The sequence below is a fragment of the Providencia sp. JGM181 genome, assembly GCF_018257375.1.
Taxonomy (GTDB): domain Bacteria; phylum Pseudomonadota; class Gammaproteobacteria; order Enterobacterales; family Enterobacteriaceae; genus Providencia; species Providencia lanzhouensis.
Window position 1 is genome coordinate 1 of the sequence record NZ_JAERJY010000038.1, and the last position, 25,860, is coordinate 25,860.

Annotated in this window: 32 protein-coding genes; 14 read left to right on the forward strand and 18 right to left on the reverse strand. The window is 40.9% G+C overall.

The features are described 5' to 3' along the window. Nucleotides 1-23 precede the first annotated feature (23 nt). From JK188_RS07285 to JK188_RS07295, 3 genes are read left to right on the forward strand one after another with little or no spacing between them, the layout of a single operon-like run. A complete protein-coding gene (locus JK188_RS07285; protein WP_132495022.1) occupies nt 24-2,819 on the forward strand; it encodes a xanthine dehydrogenase family protein molybdopterin-binding subunit in 2,796 nt (931 codons plus the stop codon). Further along, on the forward strand, nt 2,816-3,367 hold the full coding sequence (locus JK188_RS07290) for a (2Fe-2S)-binding protein (protein ID WP_211885415.1): 552 nt from the start codon (nt 2,816-2,818) through the stop codon (nt 3,365-3,367). The genes JK188_RS07285 and JK188_RS07290 overlap by 4 nt, the downstream gene beginning before the upstream one ends. Further along, complete coding sequence (locus tag JK188_RS07295) at nt 3,364-4,599, forward strand: c-type cytochrome (protein WP_211885413.1); 1,236 nt, start codon at nt 3,364-3,366, stop codon at nt 4,597-4,599. The genes JK188_RS07290 and JK188_RS07295 overlap by 4 nt, the downstream gene beginning before the upstream one ends. A gap of 80 nt (nt 4,600-4,679) precedes the next feature. Here the strand turns inward: JK188_RS07295 and JK188_RS07300 are convergent, their stop codons facing one another. After that, complete coding sequence (locus JK188_RS07300) at nt 4,680-5,681, reverse strand: acyltransferase family protein (protein WP_211885411.1); 1,002 nt, start codon at nt 5,679-5,681, stop codon at nt 4,680-4,682. 294 nt (nt 5,682-5,975) lie between these two features. Between JK188_RS07300 and JK188_RS07305 the strand changes: the two genes are divergently transcribed. Next, on the forward strand, nt 5,976-6,434 hold the full coding sequence (locus JK188_RS07305; RefSeq protein WP_249215384.1) for a hypothetical protein: 459 nt from the start codon (nt 5,976-5,978) through the stop codon (nt 6,432-6,434). Between the two features lie 118 nt (nt 6,435-6,552). On the opposite strand, the gene JK188_RS07310 is transcribed toward JK188_RS07305, so the two are convergent. Beyond that, nucleotides 6,553-7,077 carry an Lrp/AsnC family transcriptional regulator gene (locus tag JK188_RS07310; RefSeq protein ID WP_051422784.1) on the reverse strand — a complete coding sequence of 175 codons (525 nt, stop codon included), beginning with the start codon at nt 7,075-7,077 and terminating at the stop codon, nt 6,553-6,555. A 151-nt stretch (nt 7,078-7,228) separates the two neighbouring features. Between JK188_RS07310 and JK188_RS07315 the strand changes: the two genes are divergently transcribed. Further along, nucleotides 7,229-7,840, forward strand: a complete 612-nt coding sequence (locus tag JK188_RS07315; protein ID WP_211885409.1) for a LysE family translocator — start codon at nt 7,229-7,231, stop codon at nt 7,838-7,840. 46 nt (nt 7,841-7,886) lie between these two features. On the opposite strand, the gene JK188_RS07320 is transcribed toward JK188_RS07315, so the two are convergent. Then, on the reverse strand, nt 7,887-9,305 hold the full coding sequence (locus JK188_RS07320) for an aminotransferase-like domain-containing protein (RefSeq protein WP_036954705.1): 1,419 nt from the start codon (nt 9,303-9,305) through the stop codon (nt 7,887-7,889). Between the two features lie 244 nt (nt 9,306-9,549). Here JK188_RS07320 and JK188_RS07325 point away from each other — a divergent pair, with 244 nt between their 5' ends. From JK188_RS07325 to JK188_RS07340, 4 genes are all read left to right on the forward strand, one after another. Then, entirely contained in the window at nt 9,550-10,887 is a 1,338-nt protein-coding gene (locus JK188_RS07325) for a cytochrome ubiquinol oxidase subunit I (protein WP_211885407.1), read from the forward strand. Further along, nucleotides 10,877-11,887: a cytochrome d ubiquinol oxidase subunit II gene (cydB, locus tag JK188_RS07330; protein ID WP_211885404.1), complete on the forward strand. Its 1,011-nt coding sequence runs from the start codon at nt 10,877-10,879 to the stop codon at nt 11,885-11,887. The genes JK188_RS07325 and cydB overlap by 11 nt, the downstream gene beginning before the upstream one ends. Next, entirely contained in the window at nt 11,844-12,023 is a 180-nt protein-coding gene (locus tag JK188_RS07335; protein ID WP_071992173.1) for a DUF2474 domain-containing protein, read from the forward strand. Before cydB ends, JK188_RS07335 begins: the two co-directional genes overlap by 44 nt. 154 nt (nt 12,024-12,177) lie before the next feature. Next, nucleotides 12,178-13,017, forward strand: a complete 840-nt coding sequence (locus JK188_RS07340) for a siderophore-interacting protein (protein ID WP_108478222.1) — start codon at nt 12,178-12,180, stop codon at nt 13,015-13,017. 71 nt (nt 13,018-13,088) lie between these two features. Here JK188_RS07340 and phoH read toward each other — a convergent pair whose 3' ends face one another. From phoH to JK188_RS07360, 4 genes are all read right to left on the reverse strand, one after another. After that, the gene (gene phoH / locus JK188_RS07345) at nt 13,089-13,874 is read right to left on the reverse strand and encodes a phosphate starvation-inducible protein PhoH (RefSeq protein WP_036954719.1); all 786 of its coding nucleotides are present in this window, start codon (nt 13,872-13,874) and stop codon (nt 13,089-13,091) included. A gap of 487 nt (nt 13,875-14,361) precedes the next feature. Beyond that, complete coding sequence (locus JK188_RS07350) at nt 14,362-15,327, reverse strand: endonuclease (RefSeq protein ID WP_442959114.1); 966 nt, start codon at nt 15,325-15,327, stop codon at nt 14,362-14,364. Nucleotides 15,328-15,664: 337 nt separating this feature from the next. After that, nucleotides 15,665-16,126, reverse strand: a complete 462-nt coding sequence (locus JK188_RS07355; RefSeq protein ID WP_080675670.1) for a threonine/serine exporter — start codon at nt 16,124-16,126, stop codon at nt 15,665-15,667. After that, nucleotides 16,126-16,938 carry a threonine/serine ThrE exporter family protein gene (locus tag JK188_RS07360; protein WP_211885394.1) on the reverse strand — a complete coding sequence of 271 codons (813 nt, stop codon included), beginning with the start codon at nt 16,936-16,938 and terminating at the stop codon, nt 16,126-16,128. Before JK188_RS07360 ends, JK188_RS07355 begins: the two co-directional genes overlap by 1 nt. A 148-nt stretch (nt 16,939-17,086) precedes the next feature. Between JK188_RS07360 and JK188_RS07365 the strand changes: the two genes are divergently transcribed. Further along, nucleotides 17,087-17,725 (forward strand): TetR/AcrR family transcriptional regulator, encoded by a 639-nt coding sequence (locus tag JK188_RS07365; protein ID WP_211885392.1) that lies wholly within the window; start codon nt 17,087-17,089, stop codon nt 17,723-17,725. Here the strand turns inward: JK188_RS07365 and JK188_RS07370 are convergent. Next, nucleotides 17,720-18,127 (reverse strand): hypothetical protein, encoded by a 408-nt coding sequence (locus tag JK188_RS07370; protein WP_211885390.1) that lies wholly within the window; start codon nt 18,125-18,127, stop codon nt 17,720-17,722. The two genes, JK188_RS07365 and JK188_RS07370, sit on opposite strands and share 6 nt — an antisense overlap. 246 nt (nt 18,128-18,373) lie before the next feature. On the opposite strand from JK188_RS07370, the gene JK188_RS07375 reads away from it, so the two are divergent. Next, the gene (locus tag JK188_RS07375; protein WP_211886393.1) at nt 18,374-18,667 is read left to right on the forward strand and encodes a DUF5339 domain-containing protein; all 294 of its coding nucleotides are present in this window, start codon (nt 18,374-18,376) and stop codon (nt 18,665-18,667) included. A gap of 71 nt (nt 18,668-18,738) precedes the next feature. On the opposite strand, the gene JK188_RS07380 is transcribed toward JK188_RS07375, so the two are convergent. From JK188_RS07380 to sra, 5 genes are all read right to left on the reverse strand, one after another. Further along, nucleotides 18,739-19,188 (reverse strand): universal stress protein, encoded by a 450-nt coding sequence (locus JK188_RS07380; protein ID WP_154627980.1) that lies wholly within the window; start codon nt 19,186-19,188, stop codon nt 18,739-18,741. A gap of 189 nt (nt 19,189-19,377) precedes the next feature. After that, complete coding sequence (locus JK188_RS07385; protein ID WP_211885388.1) at nt 19,378-19,716, reverse strand: hypothetical protein; 339 nt, start codon at nt 19,714-19,716, stop codon at nt 19,378-19,380. Between the two features lie 117 nt (nt 19,717-19,833). Then, nucleotides 19,834-20,262, reverse strand: a complete 429-nt coding sequence (locus JK188_RS07390; RefSeq protein ID WP_006660028.1) for a universal stress protein — start codon at nt 20,260-20,262, stop codon at nt 19,834-19,836. Nucleotides 20,263-20,748: 486 nt separating this feature from the next. Continuing rightward, complete coding sequence (locus JK188_RS07395; protein ID WP_211885386.1) at nt 20,749-21,528, reverse strand: YaeF family permuted papain-like enzyme; 780 nt, start codon at nt 21,526-21,528, stop codon at nt 20,749-20,751. A 267-nt stretch (nt 21,529-21,795) separates the two neighbouring features. Beyond that, a complete protein-coding gene (sra, locus tag JK188_RS07400; RefSeq protein ID WP_211885384.1) occupies nt 21,796-22,011 on the reverse strand; it encodes a stationary-phase-induced ribosome-associated protein in 216 nt (71 codons plus the stop codon). A gap of 395 nt (nt 22,012-22,406) precedes the next feature. Between sra and JK188_RS07405 the strand changes: the two genes are divergently transcribed. Both JK188_RS07405 and JK188_RS07410 read left to right on the forward strand, forming a co-directional pair. Further along, nucleotides 22,407-23,105: an aspartate/glutamate racemase family protein gene (locus JK188_RS07405; protein ID WP_211885382.1), complete on the forward strand. Its 699-nt coding sequence runs from the start codon at nt 22,407-22,409 to the stop codon at nt 23,103-23,105. A 131-nt stretch (nt 23,106-23,236) separates the two neighbouring features. Beyond that, nucleotides 23,237-23,473: a helix-turn-helix domain-containing protein gene (locus tag JK188_RS07410; RefSeq protein WP_211885381.1), complete on the forward strand. Its 237-nt coding sequence runs from the start codon at nt 23,237-23,239 to the stop codon at nt 23,471-23,473. A 77-nt stretch (nt 23,474-23,550) separates the two neighbouring features. On the opposite strand, the gene JK188_RS07415 is transcribed toward JK188_RS07410, so the two are convergent. The 4 genes from JK188_RS07415 to JK188_RS07430 all read right to left on the reverse strand — a co-directional run bounded on the left by JK188_RS07415 (nt 23,551) and on the right by JK188_RS07430 (nt 25,089). Beyond that, the gene (locus tag JK188_RS07415) at nt 23,551-23,694 is read right to left on the reverse strand and encodes a hypothetical protein (RefSeq protein ID WP_211885380.1); all 144 of its coding nucleotides are present in this window, start codon (nt 23,692-23,694) and stop codon (nt 23,551-23,553) included. 133 nt (nt 23,695-23,827) lie between these two features. Further along, on the reverse strand, nt 23,828-24,049 hold the full coding sequence (locus JK188_RS07420; protein WP_108478997.1) for a YdcH family protein: 222 nt from the start codon (nt 24,047-24,049) through the stop codon (nt 23,828-23,830). A gap of 142 nt (nt 24,050-24,191) precedes the next feature. Next, nucleotides 24,192-24,641 carry a carboxymuconolactone decarboxylase family protein gene (locus tag JK188_RS07425; RefSeq protein ID WP_211885378.1) on the reverse strand — a complete coding sequence of 150 codons (450 nt, stop codon included), beginning with the start codon at nt 24,639-24,641 and terminating at the stop codon, nt 24,192-24,194. Between the two features lie 91 nt (nt 24,642-24,732). Continuing rightward, nucleotides 24,733-25,089 carry an MmcQ/YjbR family DNA-binding protein gene (locus JK188_RS07430; protein WP_211885376.1) on the reverse strand — a complete coding sequence of 119 codons (357 nt, stop codon included), beginning with the start codon at nt 25,087-25,089 and terminating at the stop codon, nt 24,733-24,735. A gap of 179 nt (nt 25,090-25,268) precedes the next feature. On the opposite strand from JK188_RS07430, the gene JK188_RS07435 reads away from it, so the two are divergent. Continuing rightward, nucleotides 25,269-25,613 (forward strand): two pore domain potassium channel family protein, encoded by a 345-nt coding sequence (locus JK188_RS07435; protein WP_249215383.1) that lies wholly within the window; start codon nt 25,269-25,271, stop codon nt 25,611-25,613. A 45-nt stretch (nt 25,614-25,658) separates the two neighbouring features. Here JK188_RS07435 and JK188_RS07440 read toward each other — a convergent pair whose 3' ends face one another. Further along, nucleotides 25,659-25,766, reverse strand: coding sequence for a DUF4113 domain-containing protein (locus JK188_RS07440; protein WP_211885374.1), 108 nt, complete (start codon nt 25,764-25,766; stop codon nt 25,659-25,661). Nucleotides 25,767-25,860 lie beyond the last annotated feature (94 nt).

The window sequence follows — 25,860 nt, forward strand, 5'->3', positions numbered from 1 at the left end:
GAAAATAAGTGTAAGGGTATATTATGAGCAATAACCATGTCGGACTATCCCGCAGACACTTTATCAAATGTGCTGTTGTTGCGGGGATCTCTTGTTATATCGCCCCTTTGTATAGCCGAGCTTTTGATGTGCTATTCGAGGAAAAAATTCTTCAGGCTCCCGACTGGAACCCTGTCGATAAAAAAATCAAATTCCGAATTGATGGCTATGCCAAAGTGCAAGGTGAAAAAGTCTTTGCAAGAGATATTCGAGCCCGCGATATCCCTCACTGGCCCAAACAACAAGGACACGCCTTTCTTCTACGCGTCACCCAAGCCGATAAAATCTACGAAGGTTTTAATCTCGAACGACTTAATGATGGCTTAATGCCTGACCGTATTGTTACCGCCAGTGATTTAGAAAAAGATGGCGTCGCCTTCCCTGAGTTCTATGGTGAAGATTTACTATTACCGACAGGAAAAACCCCTGCTTACTTAGGGCAAGCCGTCGCGTTACTAATTTATCATGATTTTGCCAAATTTAACTTCGCTAAAGAGACACTCAAATTCCACGATGATGTCATCCAATATGGTGCTTATACGGGACCATTACAGCGAGATCCTTGGGGAACTTATCGTGGGGTTCGTATCGGCGGAGAAACACCATTCTCACCTGATACATACTCCAGCATGAAAGATATGCCTATTTCCCCGATTGGTATGAAAAAGCATCTCCCAATCTGGCCTGAAGGTCGTGAAGGTGGAAAGCTTGATCAAGAAGGCATGTATTATGCGGATGAACTCGCAAAACAGTTAGAAAATCCGCCGGAAGATTGGCTGGTTATCAAGCGTAAATACTTTTCGCAATCTATTGATACCTCAGCGCTCGAACCCGATAATGCCAATGGCTGGTATGATGCCAAAACACAATCTTTCCATTTAGTGATCCCAACACAGTCCCCGCAAGAAGTTGCCGCATCACTGCCTGAAATGCTCGCAAAATCTAAATTCCCAATTAAGCAAATATTCTTACACCCTTGCTTTACGGTGGGTTATGGCTCGAAAGATCACACCCCATTCCCTTATTATGGTGCGATGGCAACTCTGTATGGTGATGGCGTTCCGATCCGCCTAGCCAACGACCGTTATGAACAGTTCCAATCCACCATCAAACGCCATGCGTTTGACATGGATTACACCCTCGCCGTCAATAAGAAAACCCATAAAATTGAAGCACTTTCCGCCTCATTTATTGGGGATGGCGGCGGTCGATGTAACTTTACGCCTTCCGTTGTGATGGTTGCAGCCACTGGCGCCCAAGCCATCTACTATATTCCTCGCAGTGATTTATCGGCTGTGGGTATCGCTTCTCGCGCGGTCGATGCGGGATCTGCTCGTGGTTATGGTACGTTACAGGCCATGGCTGCCACTGACATGATCATGGAAGAAGCCGCAAAATTACTCAAAGCCGATCCTATTGAGTTTCGCCTGAAAAACATCATCAAATCAGGAATGAAAAATACCCAAGGGGCTATCCCAGGCGGCGCAATTCGTGCGGATGAAGTGCTGAGCCGTTGCGCTGAGCACCCAATGTGGAAAGAAAGAGCGAAACGTAAAGCCGAGTTTGAAGCTAAAAATGCAGGCAAATTATTTGGTACCGGCATTTCTTGCGTTCAAAAAGACTTCGGTACAGGTGCTGAATCCTCCTTTGCGCGCGTTGAACTCACACCTGAAGGGAAAATAGCTATTTATCATAGTGGTGCGGAGATTGGTACCGGGATGTCCACATCCCAAGCCGTGGTCTGTGCCAAGTGGTTAGGTAAGCCTGCGGAAGAAGCTCATTTTTCGGTTGTGGATTGGTCAGTTCTGCCGATGATTTCGACAGGAAACCCATTTGCCATGGCGCAAGATGAACAAGAACGTCTCGCCACTAACCCGCTTTGGACACCGAATTACTGTTCCCCAGCCAGCGCCAGTAACTCCGCTTATTATTTCACCCACAGTACTGAAGAAGCCGCTCGATTAGTCTTTGAATATGGTCTGTGGCCTGCGGCAATGTCAATTTGGCAAGAAGGCATTGGTGGTGGGCAAGCAGCGCCACTCGTGGTTCGTCGTGAAGATGCCCGTTGGGTTGCCAATGGTCTCACCGCTGATGGACTAGAAGTGCTTAGCTTACAACGCTTAATCGACCGTACATTTGAGATGGGTGGTTTAACTGGCGCAGTTTGCCATGTCTTTAACCGCTGGGAATGGGCTGAAGCTGATTTCAAAATTAATGATGAAACCCGCCGCCTTCCTGTTGATGGTCTTTCCCTGCGATTTGCAGACAAAGATTATCAAGTGTGGCATCGCGAAAAAGCGTATTACCCTGATACTCAAAGAAACAATGCTGGCGTTACCTATTACAGCGCCGTCGCTACCTTATCTGAACTTGCTATTGATAAAGCCACCGGTCATGTCGAATTGCTCGACCACCACACCGTGGTTGAATGCGGAAACTTAATTGTTCCTCAATTGGTTTCAGGTCAAATTCAAGGGGGATTAGCGATGGGTATTGGTCATGCGCTCCATGAATATTTACCTCTCTACGAAGATGGACCCGGAAATGGAACGTGGAACTTTAACCGTTACCATTTACCCCTCGCGAATGATGTTGCGGTTTGGAAACAAACTAGCGAGATCCTGCCGGGGTTATCCGATACCGACCCACCAAAAGGGGTCGCTGAAGTTGTTATGATCCCTGTCGTTTCTTCCATCGTCAATGCGATTGCTGATGCAACAGGGCACCATTTCTTGAGTCTGCCTGTTCGCCCTAACGATATTCTAGAGGTATTATCATGAGCCTAAATTTTCTACCACTCACCATCAACATTAACGGTCAACAATATGGACCGATGGATGTTCCTGAAGGTCTCATGATGATTGATTTTCTTCATGAATATGTTGACCTTACGGGTTCACGACTTGGCTGCGGTCAAGGTATTTGCCACGCTTGTGTGGTGATTTTAGATAACCCATCAGGCACAAGTGAAGAAGTTCGAACCTGCATTACAGGCGCACACTTTTTCAACAATAAAAGCATTCGTACCATCGAAGGGGCTGCCACCAAAGAAGAAAATGGTGACGTTAAATTATCCCCTGTACAAGAAGCGTTTATCGACCATTTTAGTTTCCAATGTGGTTACTGCACCCCAGGCTTTGTCAATGCGGCAACGATTTTCGTTGAGGAATTGCAACGCAACCCGATTGCCGAAGAAGAGCTAGAAGAAGCCATCAAAGCAGCTTTAAATAATCACATTTGCCGCTGTACGGGTTATGTTCGTTATTATGAAGCGGTACGGGATGTGGTGATGAGCACCCCGGGGCTAATCAAGGAGACGATAAAATGATCAAACGTATTATTTTATGGTTGATAGCGATAGCTATCGTCGTCTGGGCGATTCTGTATTGGTATGAGAGTCGCAAACCTGACGGTCCTGTGCAAAAAGTCACCGCGAGTGCCGAGGAAATTGAGCGTGGTCGTTACTTAACGCTTGCCGGTGACTGTGCAGCATGCCACACCAGTGCAAACGGCGCGCCTCTAGCGGGCGGTTTTCCTCTCGATACGCCTTTTGGCACTATTTATAGCAGTAACTTAACGCCTTCTGCTGATTATGGGATTGGTCGCTGGACAAAAGAAGAGTTCCATAAAGCATTAACTGAAGGCGTTTCACCTCCAAGCAAAAACCTCTACCCTGCGATGCCATATACCTCCTATAAAGGGATAACTCGCAGTGATTCTGATGCTATCTACAGCTATTTAATGAGCCGCCCAGCGGTAGATGTCGCACCACCAGAAAACTCACTGCCTTTCCCGTTAAATCAGCGCATGGCGATGATTGGCTGGAACCTATTATTTTTCAATGACAAACCATTGCCGAACAGCTCCCAAGGCAGCTCTCCTGAATGGGAACGAGGAAAATATTTAGTCAATGTGCTTGAACACTGCTCTGAATGCCACACACCAAGAGGCGCACTCGGCGAAATGGAGTTAGATAAGTATATGAAAGGTGGTGCATTGGGTCGTTTCACAGCCCCTGACATTACCCCTGACGCCCTCGCCGCTCGTGGTTGGACAAAAGAGGATCTCCAGCAGTTCTTTATGACTGGCTTAGCGCCGCAAGGTTCAGCCTACAGCGATATGCATCCAGTTATTTACCTCAGCACGCAACATTTAACTCCGGAAGATAATAAAGCCATTGCTACCTACCTAATGGGTGATAATCCACCAGCCACATTACCGCTCAAGATGGGTGATGGTAACGCAGCAGGTAAACAGGTTTATCTGGAAAGTTGCTCAGGTTGTCACTCCTATGATGGCAGCGGTAAACCTAATGTGGCAGTGGCGATGAAAGGTAATTCGACCCTGCGTGATGTGGACAGTACCAATCTCATTAATGCCGTATTGGATGGTTTGCCGGAGCAAGCATTCCCAAATAACCAAAACATGCAAAGCATGCCAGGTTTCGCCGACAAGCTTAACGACCAGCAAATTGCCGATTTGGTCAACTTCCTGCGAGTTCAATGGGGTGGACAGGCCGGCAATGTGACCCCTGAGCAAGTTAAAGCCTTGCGTAAATAAACCCTTTTGCTCTTAAATAAAAGCTTACCGAGATTATTCGGTAAGCTTTATTTTATAGATCCCTTCCGCTCCTAACCTTACTATTCTCTATTATTTTTCGACTTTAATTCAGGGTTTAAAAACCAATGAATAGTCGAGTTTTTGGCCAGAAATAACGCTAATGTAATGGTAAAGAGAGTGAGCAAAATTAAAAGCGGTAAACCCGCTTCAATATGGAATGAACTTAACCCAGTTAATAGTAAGAAACAGATGATCGGATGAATTAAATACACCCCCAGTGCATTATTGGCTATTTTCACAAATCGCTCAGTCGATAATGCAATACACATCACTGCGATTGAAATTAACACGCCCATTAGAAATGCAAAAACATGCTCAAAGAAATGATAAGCAAGTTGGTTTCCCCCTAAAATCTTTATTAGCTCAAATTCAATATCTACTGAGGTATAAATATAAATCGCAACCAAGGCGATTACTGCGGATACGATAAAAAATACATTTTGTCTAAGCCAAGTTATTTTTTTATCATCAAAAAAGTAAGCCATAACAAAGAATGGAAAATACTGAATAATCGCCGAAAAACCAGTAAGATCCGATAAGTATATCTTGGAGAAAAACGCAATAATGATGGATAACAGCAAGGTGATAAATATTCCCCCGCCGTTATTCTTTATAAATGAAGGCAGTAATAAAAAAATGGCTTGCCATATCGGTACCGCTAAGAAAAACCAAACACCGTTTTGAGGGAACAGTAAATATTCTTCGATAGTTAATCGGTTTGTAAAATAAAGCGGGATCGCATCTATTGTTTGAAATGTGAAATAGATAATTAAAGGTGGGATTAAATGGTCACGCCAACCTTGCCATACAATTCCTTTGCTTAAATATGCAGCAATAAAGACAAACATCGGGATTAATACCCAATCAAATATTTCAATCAATATTGAATAATCGGATTTCACGGTTGGATTAACATTTAAATAAAAATTAAAGACAATTAAAGAACTCAATATTAATTTTAATGTTTGCCAATTCGGTAAATTACGATTCTTCACCTGCATAGCAAGAGTTCCATCACGCATATTTCACCCTGTATTATCATTATTCGATTAGCACCCTCGTACTTTAAAACTACTCCTCTAATTTAACAAACGTCATTGCAATAATCTAATCCTTGCCGAAAGTCTGAGAAAATTTTTCCATTTATCTGCCACATTCGTACATTTTGTCTAATATTGACAACATACCGTGTGGAATAATCTGCTTTTTAGTCATCAATACATTTAGCTTAATTTTAAATGCTAAACTCTCTCTAGAGCATCCGAATACGATGCCGATAACATCAATATTGATAACTCTTTTTTGGTAGGGATCCCATGAAACTTCGCCGTACACTACTCGCTCTAGCATTACCTGTATTAATGTCCGTTCCAGCACTGGCTGACGCCTATACAGTCACTGTTTTTCAGTGTGTAAACAAAAATAACAAACAAGTTCGCGTGACATACGTTGATGGTCAGTATCGATATGCTTTTGGAAAAATAGATGATATTCCCGATATTGAAATTGTTCGCTCACCACAACAACTCACTCAAAATTTATTAAAAACTCAAGCTGCCGATACGGATACAGGTCACGCCCAAATTATGGAGCTAGATTTTAAAAATGGGACATATGTATATACCGTTCACTCTGACTATCTAGGAACAAAACGCGCGGGTGGGGTTTATGTTTACAATAAAGGTAAATCGATTGCTTCAATCGACTGTTTACCGAATACCATTGTCGATAATCTCAGTGAACATATTTACAATCTGCCTGAGCGCCCTTATTAATATTCTCGGAGATATTACTGCTTTTGTAAGGTAATCAATACAAATCAGCAAGCTGCTCAATAATATCAATGGAGATTATTGAGCAGTATAGAGTGGTAAATAGGTGGATTTCGTAAGCTTATAAAGGAAGTGCATACGTGACTTTGACTGTCTCCATAGGTACTTCCGTTTTGATACTCTGCACACTGCTTATTTGCGTCAAATAGTCCGCGTGAAAACGACGATAAGATGCCATATCTTCCGTCACAATGCGGATCAGCGCATCACATTCACCCGCCATTAAATGGCACTCCACCACTTCCGGCATTTGCTGAATATCAGCCACAAATTGATTAATGGTTTGCGCATCTTGGGTTTTAAACCAAATGCGTGCGAACAGGGACAAACCCGCGCCAATCTTTGTACCATCCAACACCGCAACATAACGTTTGATTACGCCAGCATCTTCCAGCAACTTAACGCGTCTTAAGCAAGGTGATGGAGATAAACCAACCTCTTTTGCCAGTTCAACATTTTGGATTTTTCCATCTCGTTGCAGCACCTGCAAAATATGTTTATCAATCGCATCTAATTTGATGGCGGATGAGCTGCTATGTTCCAGCTCATGCTTTTCTGCATAATGCGAGCCAGTATTCTTTGGCATTCGAACCTCTTTTGATTTTATTTTTTGATATTAAATGTCAAATAAGCATCCATGACAAGCAACAAAACAACCAAATTTCAACGGGAAATAGCTATAATAACCAAACTTTGTTCTCTTCATAAGAAAATAATAATAAATTAGAGGTGTTTGGATGGATCTACAAACGTTATTGCTGTTTAGTGCAACTGTCATTCCTTTGATTTGCACACCAGGTCCCGATATTTTATTTATCTCATCACAAGGGTTATCAGGCGGAATCTCTGCTGCGTGGAAAGCCAATTTGGGTATTATTCTCGGCTATGTGACCCATGCCATTTTAGCGGCACTTGGGCTCGCGGCTATTGTTGCAACTTCACCAATTATCTTCCAAACCATCAAATGGGTGGGGGTCGCCTATGTTGCTTACTTAGCTGTCCGTATGCTGTTATCGGCCATGAAATCGAGAAAGATTCAAATTAATACCGTTTCCACGCAAGCTGTGATTGGCAAAGCGTTCCTCACTAGCTTCCTTAACCCTAAGGGATTACTAGTTTATTTCGCAATTTTACCTAATTTTATCCATGTTTCCGAAAGTGTTGCAATACAATCTTTAATCTTATCAGCGACTTTCATCACATCATGCATCATTATTTACGGTGCCATCGGCATGATATTCGCATCAATGCATAATCGCCAACAATATAACGATAAAAAACGTCGCATTACCGAAGGTGTTGCTGGTGGAATGTTAACCTTTGCAGCTATCGGACTTGCAAGCAGCTAAGCAACTCTTAAGGGTAAGCACGACCTCCACGCTCACCCTATTTTCCCTATTTTAGCCCCGTTAATCGATAGCATAAACGCCCTAAAACTTGCATCGCCTGTTCAAGCCTGTCATTCCATGCAAATGATGCATTTAAGCGAAATGCATGATTGAATTGGTCGCTGGTTGAGAACATGCTCCCCGGTGCTATGCTAATCCCTTCCTTTAATGCTAATTGATACAGCTGGATGGCGTTAAATGGTGGTTCAAATTCCAACCATAAAAAATAGCCCCCTTTTGGGGTATTCACTTTAACCGTGGACGGCATATATTTAGCGATTGCGCTCAGCATTAAATGTTGCCGCTGTTCCATCGTTTGGCGAAGCTTACGCAGATGACTATCATACCCCCCTTGAGATAAGTATTCCGCGATCGCCAGTTGGGTTGGCACACTGGCCGAAACGGTGCTCATCATCTGCAAATGCTGAATTTTGCTCGCGTGATGACCTGCTGCTACCCACCCGACACGGTATCCCGGCGCTAAACATTTCGAAAATGATGAACAGTGGAAAAAGTTTCCTTGTGAATCGAGTGATTTTGCAGGAATAGGTTGCTGAGTACCAAAATAAAGCTCGCCATACACATCATCTTCGATCAACACAATTTTATGACTGTTCAAAATATTCACCAACCGCTTTTTATTGGCTGGAGGCATCGTACCGCCTAACGGGTTTTGGTAGTGCGTCATCAACCAGCAAGCTTTGATCGGGTATTTATCCGCAATATCCTCTAACGCATCAAGATCAATTCCAAATAATGGGTCAGTTTTGATGGCAATCGCTTTAAGTTTTAAGCGCTCTATCGCCTGCAAGGAACCATAAAATGCAGGAGATTCAATCACTACCCAATCACCCGGTTGAGTAACTGCTTGTAAGCTCAGCACCAATGATTCCATCGCGCCTGCCGTGATCACAATTTCATCAGGGGCGACGTGGATCCCTTGCGTTGCATAGCGCTGGGCAATATTGCGACGTAGCTGTTCATTCCCCGGAGGTAAGTTAGTGGTGGTATTGGTTTTCGATAAACGACGCGCCACCGAAGCGAGAGACTTGGCTAGTTTTGGATCATCCAGTAAAGCGGGCTCTGGGAAAGCAGAGCCAAATGGGATAATATCTGGGTCTTTGCATGCTTGCAGTACACCGAAAATAGAGGCGTTAATCTCCACATTTTCATTTAGATGGAGCCCTTTTCCCCCTTTTGCGGCGGCAAATGCATTATTGCGATTTGCAACATAATAGCCAGATTGCGGGCGCGCAGCGACCCACCCCTGACTTTCCAGTAATTGATAAGCTTGTACCACCGTCATTAAGCTTAAACCCGATTGCTTAACGCTCTCTCTCAGTGAAGGTAGCCTGTCACCTACTTGCCAAATATTATCTTCAATCTGTTGACGAATTTGTGCTGCTAGCTGTTCGTATCTCGTCATTCCCGCCTCACTGTTATAGGTGATTTGCTAAAAATTGTTACTATTATAGTTTATCGTCTCATGTTCTACTTATCCACACATTCACCTGACTTTTTTTAACTATAACCACAAAACATTTTTAGTTGGATTTATGAGTGTTAACAATCCAGCGAAATCAATTATTTATTGCTAAGGAACAGCCCAAAATTGCTTCGCAATGGCTGGAAATGTGGCGTGTCGAAATCAATTCCATTCAGGGGTCAATATGTTTGGACTAACTGCGCTGGAGCTTGCCCGTATTCAATTCGCGTTTACGGTATCGTTCCATATTATCTTCCCTGCCATCACCATCGGACTTGCCAGTTTTTTGGCGGTACTCGAAGGTTTATGGCTCAAAACCCGCGATACTGACTATATAAAGCTGTTCCATTTTTGGTCAAAAGTGTTTGCTGTCAATTTCGGTATGGGGGTCGTTTCTGGATTGGTGATGGCATACCAATTTGGAACTAACTGGAGTTTCTTCTCGGATTTTGCAGGTGGCATCACCGGCCCACTCTTAACCTATGAAGTGCTCACCGCCTTCTTCTTAGAAGCTGGCTTCCTCGGTGTCATGCTATTTGGTATGAATCGCGTGGGCGAAAAGCTTCACTACTTTGCGACTTGCATGGTTGCACTCGGTACCATCATTTCAACCTTCTGGATCCTTGCATCCAATAGCTTTATGCAAACGCCTCAAGGTTTTGAAATTATCGATGGGCGAATTGTCCCTGTCGATTGGTTAGCGGTGATCTTTAACCCATCATTCCCATACCGCTTACTTCATATGACCACTGCGGCATTTTTGGCAGCGGCATTTTTTATTGGTGCATCCGGCGCATGGCATTTACTCAAAGGGAATAAATCCTCCGCCATGAAGAAAATGTTCTCCATGTCCTTATGGTTGATCCTGATTTTAGCGCCAGTCCAAGCTTTTATCGGTGATGCTCACGGGTTAAACACCCTAAAACATCAACCAGTTAAAGTCGCGGCAATGGAAGGCCATTGGGAAAATAAACCCGGCGAAGCCACCCCGCTGATCCTCTTCGGTATTCCTAATATGGAAAAAGAAAAAACCGAATATGCCATTGAAATTCCCTACATGGCTAGCCTGATTTTGATGCACAGCACCACCAAACAGGTTCCAGCACTAAAAGAATTTCCACCTGAAGATAGACCAAATGTGTTTATGGTGTTCTGGTCATTCCGCGTGATGGTGGGCTTAGGCATGTTAATGATTGCTGCTGGTGTTTGGGGATTATGGCTGCGTTCGCGTAAAAAACTGTATGAATCCAAACTGTTCCTGCGTTTTATGTTCGTCATGGCACCATCAGGTTTAATCGCCATCTTAGCCGGTTGGTTTACCACCGAAATCGGTCGTCAGCCTTGGGTTGTCTACGGGTTACAACGTACCGCAGATGCTGTGAGCGCCCATGGTGAAATGCACATGAGCGTGAGCTTGCTAGCCTTCTTTGTGGTGTACGGCGGCGTATTTGGGATTGGCTACATGTACATGATGAAATTAATTCGTAAAGGTATCTCCGAGGAGGCAACTCATGGGCATTGATTTACCACTAATTTGGTTTGTCATCATCGTCTTCAGTATGTTGATGTATATCGTGATGGACGGTTTTGACTTAGGTATTGGTATTTTGTACCCAGCCTTAAAAGAGAGCCAAGACCGAGATTTGATGATGAACAGTGTGGCACCTGTTTGGGATGGTAATGAAACGTGGTTAGTGCTTGGTGGTGCGGCGCTATTTGGAGCATTCCCATTAGCCTATGCTATTGTTTTAGATGCGCTATCTATTCCGCTAACCTTTATGTTACTGGCATTGATTTTTCGCGGGGTCGCCTTCGAGTTTCGCTTCCGCGCCGATGAATCTCATCGCCGCCGCTGGGATCACGCCTTTATTTGGGGCTCGATTCTTACTACATTCTCCCAAGGGATTGTGATTGGCGCGTTTATTCAAGGCTTCCACGTTGAAAACCGCGTGTATATGGGCGGCTATTTTGACTGGTTCGCACCTTTCCCGCTGTTCTGTGGATTCGGTTTAGTCATAGCTTATGCTTTACTGGCATGTGGCTGGTTGATCATGAAAACGGAAGGACATCTGCGCAAAACCATGTATCGCGTGTTAACCCCATTAACACTGGTCATGTTAGCAGTGATTGGCGTTATCAGTTTATGGACACCAATGCTAAATGATGCCGTTTATGCACGTTGGTTTAGCTTACCAAACCTATTTTTCTTCTTACCGGTTCCTTTACTCGTGCTTGGCTGTGTGTGGACCATTTTAAAAAGCGCCAAACGTCAACGTTACGATAGCGTGCCATTTCTTGCTGCATTAATGCTGATTTTCTTAGGATTTACAGGATTAGGCATCAGCGTTTGGCCAAGTTTAATTCCGCCAGCAATTACCTTCCGCGATGCGGCAGGTCCTTCAGAAAGCTTAGGCTTTATGCTAGTTGGCGCCCTGTTCATCATCCCTGTTATTTTGGTTTACACCTATTGGAGTTACTATGTCTTCAGAGGAAAAATTACCCCAGACCAAGGCTATCACTGATACAACTCTTCGCTCACCTTGGTGGAAGAAGCTCGGCTGGATGGCGGCAATTTGGTTAGGAAGCGTATTGGCACTATTCGCCTTTTCTTCCTTATTTAGATTGTTGATGACTGCCGCCGGCATGAAAGTGAAGTAAACTCGTTGCCGCAGCATTAAAATGCTGCGGCATATTTATAATTAGACGCTCAATAATCCTGCATCTTTTGAATAGTTTTCCTATAAACATTCATGATATGATAATGATAATAATTAACATATAATAATATTATCATTAAGAAAGGAGACGGTTAGTGGCTAGTGAACAGACTGTTGAAAAAAATATCTACCGCCCAGCGCCCCCACAGCTCATTCAAGTTAAATCCATTGTCGATATCAGCCCTTCTATTCGCAGCATCACATTTACGGGTGAAAAGTTAGCCAATTATCCAACGAAGTGTGAAGGTGGTCATCTCAAAATTTTTATTGCTCCTGACCATCAAAGCCAACCCGCGCTTCCTTTTCTCACTGAAAAAGGACGTAGCTGGCCAGAAGATAAGCCGCGCCCTTTTGTGCGCACTTACACCGTTCGCGCTATTCGCCCTGAGCTCAACGAAATCGATATTGAATTTGCCATGCACGAAGGGGTGACGGGGCCGGCTTATCTGTTTGCTCGTGATGCAAAACCGGGTTATTGGCTGGGGATCACCAACCCTGGAGGGCCAGATCCACTACTGCCTATCCGCGCACATTACTTTATGGCGGGTGATTCAAGCTCTTTACCCGCAATAGCAGCGCTACTGGAAAAAATGCCTGACACAGCAACGGGACGCGTCGTTTTACGCCTTGACCATCAAACGGATATTCGCGAGTTAACCAAACCGGCTGGTATCGAAATTGATTGGATTTGTGGAGATATTAGCCAGACTACTAATCTGATTAATACCTTTAAATCGTGGGATATTCCAGAATCCGATGTGGGCTTCTGGATTGCTGGTGAAGACCAAATTATCCGCGAATTGCGCCGTTTTATTCGCCGTGAAAAAGGTTTTGGTCGCGATGATATCTACGCAATTCCTTATTGGCGATATGGCTATGATGAGGAAGGTTATCATCATGAACGTCATGCCGTCATGGATAACCCCGACGACTAATTAAAAAAACTGCCCCTAATCTGGGGCAGTTTCATACATTAATTAGCCTGTGTAGTGGGTTAAACTAGTTATTAGTCATTGTAAGCCATCAGCGCTTTGTGACACAGCTGAGATCTTACACAGTCATCAATCGTGAAGTTGACCATCGAGACCATTTCATCGCTACTAAAACGCTGTAACGCATCCCCCAAACCTGACTGAACGCCGCTTGGTAAATCACATTGGGTTACGTCACCGTTCACAATTACCGTTACGTTCTCACCCAAACGGGTTAAAAACATCTTCATTTGAGTGACTGTGACGTTCTGCGCTTCATCGAGAATAACAATGGCATTTTCGAATGTGCGACCGCGCATATAAGCAAATGGTGCTATTTCGACTTTAGCAATCTCAGGGCGTAAACAATATTGCAGGAACGAAGCGCCTAATCGCTTCATTAATACGTCATAAACGGGTCGGAAATAAGGCGCAAACTTTTCAGACATATCCCCCGGCAAGAATCCGAGATCTTCCTCCGCTTGCAATACCGGTCTGGTCACAATGATTTTACTGATTTCCTTGTTAATCAAGGCATCCGCGGCTAACGCAGTACTAATATAGGTTTTACCGCACCCTGCCTCACCATTAGCGAAAATCAATTGTTTGTGTTTGATGGAATTAATATAGAGCTTTTGGGCTTCATTACGTGGTGTTATCGGAGTTTCATCGCGACGTTCTTTCGCCATACCTATCGGCTCAATGCCCGTAAATTCAGCGAAGGAGGTAACGTTGTTCATATCATACCTCCCTGAACGGTCTTTGCGTGATGTACGTTTCATTTCACGACGTGCTTTTGTTGCAGCTTTCTGTCTACTCATAGTATTAACCCTTCCAGGTATCGATGATGTCAATTTCAGATGACGAACTATTCAAAACAGAGAGGAGCTCCCTTCAAGCTCTTGTGTAACTTAGGTTGATAATTTGGGTATAAAAAAACCGGTTAGCAATCTCATCATGTCAGTTTCATGATGGAGTGGTAACCGGTCTCGCACATTGATTAACAAACACCTAGTTCTCATTAGTTTCTCCTATACAGGCGATACTCGTAAACTAAAGAATCTGCATGACAATATTATGACAATATAAAAAATAATTCACTCGCACTATAAATATTACATTGACCCGAATATCATCAACCTACAACGTTTCCTTACATTAAATATAGCGCGTGTTTTTTTTGAATTGCAACATTAAATTAACAGGAAATGTGTAAATTCACCTACCCATCAGATAAAATGTGAGAAATATCATATAAAAGCTGCAATAACCCACCTGCTTTATTGCATTATTACAGCTTAAATTTGATTAGCGTGGTTTACAGTTACCCGCAAGCTGATAGCCTTTTGCTTGAGCGTCCGCTTCATTCGCAAAGAATTCCACATTTTTATCCGACAAGGTTTTGAACCCTGAACAGTGGGATAAATGATATTTCTTTGAATTACGGTTACCTTTTACCTGGGTCTCACCTTCCTTGTTTGGGATAGACTGAGGTACTGGCTGAGGGACTACTTCACTGGGCTTATCATTCATATTTAAGCCATCGCCGCTATTTTTATGCCCTAAACTCCATGTTCTTTCGCCCGTCACAAATGGGTTATGGTGCCCCATCATTTTAGCAATACGCTGGTCACGTTTTTGTTCCCATTCATCCACTGGGTACTGTTTATCCCACGCCATAAATAACTGCTGCTGTTGGCGTGACATGGATAAGTTATAACGGTCATGCATATAGAAGTAGACCCGTGCAACCTGCCCTTTCACCTCGTCGCGCGGCTCAAAGATTCTCTGTTTAAAATCAATACGACTACGACATGCACCGTAAGAATAAGGCGCATTAGCAGGTAACTGACCATAACTCCAATTACTGCGGTCACCGTTCACTTCCCCAATTGAAGGCGCGAGGTTATGCATATCAGCCTCCATTCGAGAAAACACTGGGTCAGTTGAGACGCAATTTTTACGACCGCCATTTTGCCAGCACTGTCTTTGATGACCAAACACCCAAGCAGGAACGATATGTTCCCACTCAATACGCTCCGCACGGCTCTGCTGCTTGCGCACTTGGTAGCCACAGGAGGCTAAATCAACTTGTCCACCACTTTTACCTGTCCATTCCCACTCACAGCCACAGTATAGCGTTCCTTGTCCTTGATGATTTTGATCACCATAAACGAGGCTTTTACTGGACGTTTTCGCTTCAGTGAAGTTGTTCGGTGCAGCATAAACGGAAGAGATAAATAACGAGGAAAAACATACTAACGCAATGATCATGCGCGAAAAATAAAAAATCTGTTTCAAAATAACACCATTGATAGGAAAAAAAGCAATTTATTAAATACAACACGCAAGTTATTCATGCAAAAATTGCTGAATACGCTATGTATACTCGCTAGTTGAATGAAATATAAGTCTTTTTGATATCAATTGGTACTCAATTTTATTACATCAAAAGCAATATCGGAATTTGTGCAATAATATACAAAGAATAGATAACGAGCTTTGTTAACAAAAAGCGTTAATTGCTGTCAATTACCAATTACCAATTAACGCTTTTGCGATGACGTGGTTTACTGCTTAATGACTTCAAACAATGAAATATTCTTGAGTATCAAACACTTGGCTTTTTGCGATATAGCCATAATCCCGGTAATGAAATGCCGATAGAGAGCGCACCGACAATAAAAGATGCCCTTAAAAAGTATGTAACCAGCGTTTCCATTAACTCAGGGGTATAGCCATATTGAGAAATTTTCACCACAGAAATCATTGCGATATAAGCGCTGATCCCCGGAAACATAGGAATAACCGCTGCAACGGTAAAAACTTTTGGATGAGCCAGCCACCAACGCGACCACTGGATGCCAATCATGCCAATTAAAATCGCAGCAAGAAAACTCGCCCATTCAATTTGCAAACCCAGCGACATTAAAATCATTCGTGAACCATAACCAATCGCGCCTAATAGCCCACAATATTTCAGCGCCCTCACAGGCACATTAAATACCATTGCAAAGCCGACGGCGGGGACAGCCGCTAAGACCATTTTCTCAATTAGCTCAATGAAAAACATTAGGCCCACTCCCTCAGATTCCAAATGATCATCGCCAGTACCACGCCGATACAGGTTGCCAGCGTTAATAAGCTCGCCATCATCCAACGAGCAATCCCTGTATTCACATGGCCTTTGAACATATCTGCCACCGCATTAATTAATGGAAATCCGGGGACTAATAGCAGCACACTTGCCGCCATTGCAATGGTTTCAGTCACATTTAAATAAGGTATTTTGAGTAATAATCCCGAAACAGATGTCGCAACGAATGCTGTAATACAGAAGTTAATCAATGGGTTAATCTGGCGAGATGTTAACACTTGCCGGATATACATTGCACAGCCACTCGCCATAAAGGTGATCAGCGCACTTTCCCAACCACCGCCGTTAAGGGAACTGAAGCAAGCACAAGAAAGCGCCACCATCACCACCATTAACCAGCGGGGATAACGTAATGGTTTGATACCTGCTAATTTTTTTTGTAGCTGTTTACGATCAAGTAAATGATGCTCAACGAGGATCACCGCATGCTGAACTTCAGTCACCACATGCATATTAATGCCACGGTCAATAATCCGCCGAGTCGATGTTAAACAGCGCCCATCGATGATTGTGGTTAATACGAGTGAGTTAGATGAAATCGCACTATCTACCTGATTAGCGCCCAAAGCGATACCTAAGCGTGTTGTTAATTGCTCAACCAGCATACTCTCAGCCCCATGCTGTAATAACAGCAAACCGCATTCAATACACAGCTTTGTCATTTCTCTCTGTGTATCAACAACCTTTTCTTCTCCCTGCGTTTTTTCATCAACGATGCAATCCTTCATTCTCTCCCCCAAGGATTTGACAAAAATTCAGATATTCATTTAAACATGATAATATTCATATACATCATAGAGGAAAATAACAAACTGAATTATGACCTCTTTCAGATAATTTAGCCTCGTGCCGCCATTTTGTTAGGAAATTGATTTCATGAACCAGACAAGTTCCGCCAAAACACCAAAAGGACAGCGTCGCCATCAAGCGCTTATTACGGCTGCGGCGGATATTTTTCTGCAATATGGTTTTGAAGGCACGACATTAGATATGATCATCGAACGCGCAGGCGGTTCCCGTTCGACGTTATATAAAAACTTTGGGGACAAAGAAGGTTTATTTGCCGCAGTTGTGGCATATATGATAGACGATATTTTTACTGAACCTGACCATAAAGAGCCACCTTTAGAGAGCATTGAAGCGGTATTATCGTTTTATGGTTCGCGTTTTTTAGTCAATGTGATTAAACCCCAATCTATCGGGCTATACCGCTTAATACTGGGAGAATACAACCGCTTTCCTGATATTAGCCAACTCTTTTTCGAACAAGGTCCCGTACAAAGCTATCAGCGCCTTGCCGAAAAGCTTGCACAAATTCCGACTGTCAAAGTCGATAAAGACATACTGTTAAGTATTTCATCCCGTTATTTAGAGATGCTAAAAGCGGATGTTTTTATCAAAACTTTCTGTGTCGAAAACTTTAAACCTAGCGATGAATTTATCCATCAACAAATTGGGCTTTCCGTGGATATCATCGCTAGCTATATTCGTAAAATTAGTGCCAGTAAATCATAATCCATTTAAAATTTCAGTGGCTTGCTGTTGCGCAGCTTGAGAGCTCCCTACTAAAAAGACTTCAGGCCCATACAGAGATGAAATAACCGGTGCTGTACGCTCCATTTCATCTTTGTCTCTCCCATCTGGCTGTAATGTAATCACCATAGCTCGACAATATTCTGCCATCGCCTCTCTTCCTTCCTTCAACCAACGACGTACAAATTTCATACACTCCATGTCTTCTTCTGTTGGTTTTCCTTTCGATTCCATTGGCGGATAAATTAAAACAAATGGAGTCTTTTTCGTTAATAGTTGCTCAAGTTCCGATAACCATGACTGAGTTTCCATCATTGTTGTTGGAAAGGAATTCATCACACAGACAGGCCAGTTCTGAGTATTAATCATAATACAGTTATTCATTTTCATTCCTTACGTTGGATTGTTAACTCAATAAAGTGTACTGAAATGTACACTTTATTATTACACGTAGTCAAGAATGATTCTCATTTATAGTTTGCAATTTATGCTATAGCCACTTCCTTTAATATTGGCATGATTAATTTGATAAAAATTAAAACTCACTGAAATATTCATCATTGGTCGATGTCTTTTTAAAAAATGGGATGCTATGCTGACCGAAATATGACTTTTGAAAGTGAAAATATGATGAAAAATATTCTGCCAATTGCATTGGGTCTATTTGTTTCGCTGACTGCATTAAATGCAAATGCAGGACAAGTTTGTGACAAATATTTCAAAGAAATGAATGCGCTAGTTCAACAAGCTGAAGAACAATATAAAAATGAGCCTAATGCGAGTGAACAAATCGCATTAATGAAATCACAATTAGAAGACGCGAGAAAAACTCTCGCAAGTTATCCTGAAGATACACAAGAGCAAGCATGTAGCCAAGCATTAACCGCTATTGAGCATGCTAAAGAAACGGTCAATAAATCTTAATTGCCCTAAAGAAAAAGACCTGATAGCTCAGGTCTTTTCTATGAATCCAATCAGTGTGTTAAACAATAAAACTATCTTACGACTAAAACAGATATTTTTGCATAAGAGACGATCCCTGAAGCATTCGAACCTAATAAGTGGGTTGAAATACTCGGGTTACGTGAGCCAACCACAATAAGGTCGGCATGAACTTTCTCAGCTTCATCTAACACTTTTTCTCTTGGCGAACCGAACTCCACTTTATAAGAAATTCTATCTGCTGGGAAATCCATATCTTTCACAATATGATTAACCAATTCAACCAGCTGTTCTTCCGAACGCTCAATGGCTTTTTTCGTAAATGATGTAAGCAAATCATAATGATAGCTATAACTCATCGAAAATCTTGAAACATCCGGCACTGAGTGAAATAGATGGATGTTAGCGTTATCCATTTTTGCTAAATGAATGGCTTGCTTTAATGCTTTATCAGTCAATGCATCTTCAGAAATATCAACGGGAACCAAAATAGTTTTATTCATATAAGCCCCTCTCAAGGATGTATCTCTCATTCAATTTATTCGTTTTTTGAATAGATGAGATAGCGGTTTAATGGTTATTTTTTTGCCAAGAAAAGTATAGTCTGAATAAAATGAAAATGTCGTGAACTGGTTTACTAATCTGAAAATCAATTCAGTAAAATAACCACAACATTTGGCAACTCATTCAATCTAATCCTCTTCTAAGTGCCACTTATGTAATATGCGATGAATAAACGGCGTGACGATTAAGCCAATACTAATAATGAATACACTTTGTAAAAATAAACCGTAAATAGCGATAAAGAAGCGGCCTGTTTGGGTGATTGGTGCCGGCTCAATCGCTTGGCCGCTCAGCATTGATAATGCATTTAGCATTGACTCCATCATCGAATGCCCTTCAATAAAATAAAAACCAATAATCCCAGGCAGCAAGCCAATAAAAAACACTAATAACGCTAAAAAATAAAAACGCAGAACTCGCAAAACAAAATGTTCCATGCGCATTAATTCTTTAGTGAATTTCTCCATAAAAATTCTACTCAGTCCATACCGATATGCCGATTCAATAATGTTCTTGCAAACGACATAAAAAAACCTATGCAACATTATAGGAACTTCATTGCATAGGTTTTAAAAAAGAATAAATTAACGAACAACCAATACGGATGTTTCTGCGTAACGAACAATTCCTGCCGCGGTAGAACCTAACAAGTGAGTCGTAATATTTGGACGGCGAGAACCTATCACAATAATATCGGCATTAATATCTTTTGCGGTGTTAATCACTTCATCACGAGGTGAACCAAACGTAATCGTGTAACTGACATCATCATGAGGAAGATCAATCGAATCCATCAGCATTTTCATGTCTTCTTCTGCTTTCACTGTCGCGCGGTCTTTAATTTCCATATAACCCAGCGCATATGCATTGATAATTGCCGAAGAGATAGGCAATACGTGGATCAGGTGAATTTTTGCGCCAGATTGTTTCGCTAAATTTACCGCATGACGAACCGCTTTACTGGTCAACTCTTCTTCAGTGAGATCGATAGGGACCAAAATTGTTTTGTACATAAGCCCTCCTGATAAATTATCGAATAAACATTAACAATAAAATTATAATCAACTGTACGTAAATGTCTCTTATCTCAAAAGATAAATGAGATCTCCGGCTACAAATTAACAACATTATTTCTTTATCAGCACTAAAATTCACTTCATCACTCAGAGAAAAAGCAAAAAATGTTAAATATTTTTCGTAGGAATTAACTGAGATTCCAGCAAAACAAACCAATAAAAACATTGATCAATTTGTTTTTTAAGCACTTTTGGGATTTATGATGAGATAAAAAATTATAATAGTTATATGAAAAAAGGGGTTGATTTCTTAAATGAGAATAGTTATCTTTTATCTCGTGAATAGTTGAGTAAATTACTCGGTCTTTTCACAACGACATTGCTCACATTGCTTCCAGTTTAGCTGGCCAACTCATTTGAGTTGGCCTTTTTTTTATTTTATGGCAAACAGTATTTCATCAAAACTGCGCCTGTAATATCTCATCACTTATTGAGGATAGCGCCCCCAAAGCTCCAATTTTTTAAATGCCCAACATAGGTTAAACGCTCTGTTGGCATAAAAGTAGGCACATCCCCTGAACGCATGTGCAAAATATCAGCAGGCGTAATCCATGATGAGTTTCCTTCAAACAACGGCACACCGGCATATTTATAAGCATCTAGGACAAACTGCGAACAAAAAAAGCCGTTGGCTTGTTCAATATCATCCCCTAGTTGGACTGTAGCCAGTGTTTTAAGACAGAAATTACGGATAGTCTGCCCAATCAGTGGTAATTCACAAACGCGTTTTGTCAGCATCCACGGCGCAATCATGATAATCCCCTTCATGTTGTATTTACCTCCGTCATTAACAGTAGAAAACTCACGCAGTTTTTCTGCATGAAATGACGTTAATAAGTTATGCCGTAATACAACCATATTATTAGAATCCGTGATTGCTTGGTCGAGAGGAATAATTCTGACTCCACTTCCAACCGATTCTGCCACCTGACCAAATCCTAAATAAATAGAAGCGTGACTCACCCCACTCACACTAAATAAGCGGATCCCCCACGAGTTCACCCCCGTTGCTGAAGACAAAAGGATATCTCCGGGCAGCATATCCGCCACTGTCAATGTTTCAACTGAATCCTTAATCGGGATCGTGTTAGCGTGCTGAATACTAAACTTCAGCTTATTTGATTCATCTTCAGTTTTAAATTGTGTTGAACAACCATTTATAAATAGAAAACAAAAAAATAGCATCCATTGGCATAATTTCATCTACACATATCCATTTTAGTTGTATTTATCATTATTCTCGCTCCCGATTTTATCGACAGAATATGACTATCACACTATTTTATTTTCTTTAATAGATAGAAACTTAGTCGCGATCACAAAAAATTACCGAAGGATCATGAACCATTCCAATGATAAAATACCATCAGATAATTCAAAAAAAGACGTGGATATATGAAAGGAATTTATTATTGAGGAACAGAAACCCTCTAGTCAATCTAGAGGGTCACATCTTACCCTAAAATTAAATTAGATATATTCTGGATAAAATACGCTGACGGAATGATAGGTTTTCTTCTCGGTTGCTTTATTTTTCTGTACCGCAACAAATGGCTTATCCTTAAGTTTTTCAGGTAAAGCCGTAGCATTTTCCTTTGCAATCACAGAAACTTGAATATTACGCTTAGAACGACTTAATTTGAACGGCATCCCTAATAAACGACGAGCCTGGTTATTACTTACCATCATAAACTCCTTAACTAAAAAATTTAAATTCATAAACTGAACATCAAAAAAATAGTCAGTGTAGGTCACTAGGTTTATTTTACTTCCTCGTTATCTAAAAAATAAAATAAGTAACTTTAGTAGTATATCAGCAATAAAATATTATTTAATGAAGATTTACTGGACAGTCCCAGTACGTTACCAATCAATCTTTTAAAAAAACAAAAATGAAGTTAATCTCTAATATACGATTAATTACAGAAAGATAACTCCAATATTAAAACTAGTAAGATAGTTATCAGTTAAAAATAATCTCAGCTTTATTTATATTATTGATAAAAATTGATATTAACGGATTGACTCCCCATAAATACGCTCAGTATAGTAAGAAAAAAACGTATATAAGGTACTTATCAATGAAGACTATTGGACTTATCGGGGGAATGAGCTGGGAATCAACCCAACTCTATTATCAGCAAATAAATGAAGGTGTTAAGCAAAAACTAGGAGGCTTACATTCCGCTAAGATAGTTTTATACAGTGTTGATTTTGCTGAAGTTGAATATTTTCAATCTCACGATCAATGGGGTCTTGCTGCTGAACATTTAGCCAAAGCAGGGATGAGTTTACAAGCCGCTGGCGCTGATTTTTTAGTTTTGTGTACAAATACAATGCACAAAGTCGCCCCACAGATTGAAGAAAAATCTAACCTTCCTCTCCTTCACATTGCAGATGCTACAGGTGAAAAAATAACACAATCGGGCATTAAAACTATTGGGTTGTTAGGCACTGCATTTACAATGGAACAAGCTTTTTACAAAGATCGTCTGATTGATAAATTTAATTTAAGAGTTATCACACCGAATGAGGCAGACAGAAAAATCGTTCACGATATTATCTACAATGAGCTGTGTTTAGGCATTATCTCTGAGGCTTCACGAACCGAGTATCAACGCATTATGACATCACTCGTTGAACAAGGCGCTGAAGGTATTATTCTTGGATGTACTGAAATTACATTGCTGGTAAATGGAGATGATACGTCCGTACCCGTCTTTGATACCACGACAATTCATGCGCAAAGTGCGGTTCAATACGCACTAAAAAACCAGTAATAGCGAGTTACCATATATTAGGATAATTATCATAAAATTATCCTATCATCACCAAAATGCAGATACTTCCCTATTAACGTTTAACATATCTATGTTATTTATTGTCCACCACTAATTTTAGGGCTGTACCGATGAACGAAAGAAAACTTAACAATCTCTCTTTAGGACAATTCATCAAAGAACAGCGTCTCGCTCGTCAAATAACTGTTACCGAGATAGCCAAAGCCATTTCAGTTTCAGAGCGCACATACTCCCAATATGAAGACGGCTCCTCATCAATATATGTTGCGCATCTTATCGCACTAAGTTCAGTACTAAATATTGAACTTCAAACACTGCTCGACGCTTATTTAAACCCTGAACAATAATATTTACACCCTTCTCTTAGCATAAAGCGCTTAGCTTTTACTTTATGCTAAGTATCGTTTATTGATAAATTTACTTCTTAGTGTTGAATATAAAATACACTCATCATAAATATTTCCGCTATTTTTCCACTATAAAGCAAGTGTTCCACAGGCGTCGCAATCATACTAATTGTGTTTATCATCGCTTCAGCGATCATTTCTACTGGGTTAAATGCAGGCATGTTTATTCTCCTTTTTAGACACACTATATTAGTAAGGTAGTTCCGCCTATAGGATTAAGTGCAAATTGCTTCTAAATAAATCAATAAAAAGCCCCACACTTGGCGAGGCTATGAATGGTAGTAATCTATCGATTTAACTCAATTCTGGCGGGTTTTTAAGTATTTGATGTATCTCTTCTTTGAGACGAAGTTTTTCTTTTTTTAACTCGATAACATCAGTGCCATACCCACTTCTGTCTGGATGCTCCAGCCTGGCTATTTCATGATCGAGTTGGTTATGCCTATTAAATAAGGCTCTAAAATCAGGATCTGACTGACGAAGTTGCGAGATTAAATCACGATACTCTGGGAACATAAATTATTACTCCATTAGCTGATTAATACGCATGATCCAGTGTCACGTAGATTAAAAATGAAGTCACTTTACTTATTGTAAATATAGGACAAGAATCACTAATATTAACCTGTAAATCGACTAGCGCATAAGGCTGCTATAATTACGGCTTCACTTTATAGCGGCTCGCGATAGCAATGCGATTAAAAGAACCTATGATGATAGATACCCATTCAATTAATGCTAATTGCTCATCGCTCCAGTACTCCTCGGCTTTTTCATAAACATCATTAGGTATATGCCCCATATGAACCATATTAACTGATTCCGCCAACAAGAACGCTGCTTTTTCTTTTTCTGAAAAATAATCGGCCTCTTCCCACACTGCAACCAATGCGATTTTATCAATGCTCACATTATTTTTTTGAGCGTCTTGAGTATGAAGCCGCACACAAAAAGCACATCCATTAATCTGAGATATTCTCAATTTAAGTAGATGAATAAACCCTTCTTCCAATCCTAATGATACTGCTTGCTGATCAATATGATTGCTAATCTCAATCAGCTTGTTATACGCATCAGGAGAACTTTTAGATAATGACGCTCTGCTCATATACACTCCAAGTTATATTGCAATGAATGTATATAACCAGTTTCAATAAGATTCATCTATCGATTTAGTGTTGCACAATCACTGATTAAGCTTATGCAGTCAATTTGTAACTTTCATCAATCAACGCTTTAATCTCACCTTCTGGAAATCCACTGTCCAACTTTATAGTAATCCAGTGCTCTTTATTCATGTGATATGCTGGATATACCCCTTCCTTTAACCTCAATGAACCAACTAATTCAGGAGGAGATTTGAGGTTTATAATATTTACCATCTCATCACGCTCGCTTTCATATAATCTCTTTGATGAAATCGTCAGAATGGCAGCAAACCACTTTGCATTATTTTTATGCCTATAAATGATGTAACTAGGAAATTTAGCCCATGGGTACTCAGCAACTGCACCATAATTACTCTGGATATACTCCATAAGTTCATTTTTGTTCATCTCACCATCCCACTAATAAGTTTTAGTTATGCTAACTTGGCAAGAATATAAATTGCAACAAACGAAAAATACCCGAATTTAGCCTAACTTATGACACTATTGTCAAAATAAAAATTTTAGGTAATCTTACATAGGTTTATTATGTAATTACTTCATTAAATTACTTTTTAGGAAAAATCATGTTTGAATCTAAAAATATGCCATTAATTTCTTTCCGCTCTTTTTTAAAACGAATGCTATTACATTTTGGTTACGCTTTTGCACTTATCGTTACCACTTTATTCATTGGCATTGTCGGGCATATCGCTTTTGATTCGAGCATAAGTTGGCATGATGCCACATTCAACAGTGCCTTTATAGCTAATGGAATTGGTCCATACATTGTTCCGCAAAACATTTCAGGAAAGATTTTTTTCGCTTTTTATGGTATATTCACCAGTCTGGTTTTTATGACCACTCTAGGTTTGATATTTGCACCTATTGCGCATCGAATGTTACATAAATTCCATTTAGATGATGAGTAAAAAAGCCCCGTCTGGTTAAACTCCATGACCTAAGACATGATCTTTTCAAGCTCTCACCACTGGCAATTCATCAAAATTTGTTGTGTACGCTGGTGACAACATTTCACTCTTCGTCTGATATCCACTATCGCTTCCTTTCGCAGAAAACCCCAATCAGAGTGGTAAAGTGATAGATGATAATATTAAAAGAATACCGATTAATAAGCATTGAAAAACATTAAGCATACGGATAAATATCTATTCTAAT

Coding starts and splice junctions, on each gene's coding strand:
- JK188_RS07285 (WP_132495022.1), top strand. CDS start 24: ATGAGCAATAACCATGTCGGACTATCCCGCAGACACTTTATCAAATGT.
- JK188_RS07290 (WP_211885415.1), top strand. CDS start 2,816: ATGAGCCTAAATTTTCTACCACTCACCATCAACATTAACGGTCAACAA.
- JK188_RS07295 (WP_211885413.1), top strand. CDS start 3,364: ATGATCAAACGTATTATTTTATGGTTGATAGCGATAGCTATCGTCGTC.
- JK188_RS07300 (WP_211885411.1), bottom strand. CDS start 5,681: ATGCGTGATGGAACTCTTGCTATGCAGGTGAAGAATCGTAATTTACCG.
- JK188_RS07305 (WP_249215384.1), top strand. CDS start 5,976: ATGAAACTTCGCCGTACACTACTCGCTCTAGCATTACCTGTATTAATG.
- JK188_RS07310 (WP_051422784.1), bottom strand. CDS start 7,077: ATGCCAAAGAATACTGGCTCGCATTATGCAGAAAAGCATGAGCTGGAA.
- JK188_RS07315 (WP_211885409.1), top strand. CDS start 7,229: ATGGATCTACAAACGTTATTGCTGTTTAGTGCAACTGTCATTCCTTTG.
- JK188_RS07320 (WP_036954705.1), bottom strand. CDS start 9,305: ATGACGAGATACGAACAGCTAGCAGCACAAATTCGTCAACAGATTGAA.
- JK188_RS07325 (WP_211885407.1), top strand. CDS start 9,550: ATGTTTGGACTAACTGCGCTGGAGCTTGCCCGTATTCAATTCGCGTTT.
- cydB (WP_211885404.1), top strand. CDS start 10,877: ATGGGCATTGATTTACCACTAATTTGGTTTGTCATCATCGTCTTCAGT.
- JK188_RS07335 (WP_071992173.1), top strand. CDS start 11,844: ATGTCTTCAGAGGAAAAATTACCCCAGACCAAGGCTATCACTGATACA.
- phoH (WP_036954719.1), bottom strand. CDS start 13,874: ATGAGTAGACAGAAAGCTGCAACAAAAGCACGTCGTGAAATGAAACGT.
- JK188_RS07350 (WP_442959114.1), bottom strand. CDS start 15,327: ATGATCATTGCGTTAGTATGTTTTTCCTCGTTATTTATCTCTTCCGTT.
- JK188_RS07355 (WP_080675670.1), bottom strand. CDS start 16,126: ATGTTTTTCATTGAGCTAATTGAGAAAATGGTCTTAGCGGCTGTCCCC.
- JK188_RS07360 (WP_211885394.1), bottom strand. CDS start 16,938: ATGAAGGATTGCATCGTTGATGAAAAAACGCAGGGAGAAGAAAAGGTT.
- JK188_RS07365 (WP_211885392.1), top strand. CDS start 17,087: ATGAACCAGACAAGTTCCGCCAAAACACCAAAAGGACAGCGTCGCCAT.
- JK188_RS07370 (WP_211885390.1), bottom strand. CDS start 18,127: ATGAATAACTGTATTATGATTAATACTCAGAACTGGCCTGTCTGTGTG.
- JK188_RS07375 (WP_211886393.1), top strand. CDS start 18,374: ATGAAAAATATTCTGCCAATTGCATTGGGTCTATTTGTTTCGCTGACT.
- JK188_RS07380 (WP_154627980.1), bottom strand. CDS start 19,188: ATGAATAAAACTATTTTGGTTCCCGTTGATATTTCTGAAGATGCATTG.
- JK188_RS07385 (WP_211885388.1), bottom strand. CDS start 19,716: ATGGAGAAATTCACTAAAGAATTAATGCGCATGGAACATTTTGTTTTG.
- JK188_RS07390 (WP_006660028.1), bottom strand. CDS start 20,262: ATGTACAAAACAATTTTGGTCCCTATCGATCTCACTGAAGAAGAGTTG.
- JK188_RS07395 (WP_211885386.1), bottom strand. CDS start 21,528: ATGAAATTATGCCAATGGATGCTATTTTTTTGTTTTCTATTTATAAAT.
- sra (WP_211885384.1), bottom strand. CDS start 22,011: ATGGTAAGTAATAACCAGGCTCGTCGTTTATTAGGGATGCCGTTCAAA.
- JK188_RS07405 (WP_211885382.1), top strand. CDS start 22,407: ATGAAGACTATTGGACTTATCGGGGGAATGAGCTGGGAATCAACCCAA.
- JK188_RS07410 (WP_211885381.1), top strand. CDS start 23,237: ATGAACGAAAGAAAACTTAACAATCTCTCTTTAGGACAATTCATCAAA.
- JK188_RS07415 (WP_211885380.1), bottom strand. CDS start 23,694: ATGCCTGCATTTAACCCAGTAGAAATGATCGCTGAAGCGATGATAAAC.
- JK188_RS07420 (WP_108478997.1), bottom strand. CDS start 24,049: ATGTTCCCAGAGTATCGTGATTTAATCTCGCAACTTCGTCAGTCAGAT.
- JK188_RS07425 (WP_211885378.1), bottom strand. CDS start 24,641: ATGAGCAGAGCGTCATTATCTAAAAGTTCTCCTGATGCGTATAACAAG.
- JK188_RS07430 (WP_211885376.1), bottom strand. CDS start 25,089: ATGAACAAAAATGAACTTATGGAGTATATCCAGAGTAATTATGGTGCA.
- JK188_RS07435 (WP_249215383.1), top strand. CDS start 25,269: ATGTTTGAATCTAAAAATATGCCATTAATTTCTTTCCGCTCTTTTTTA.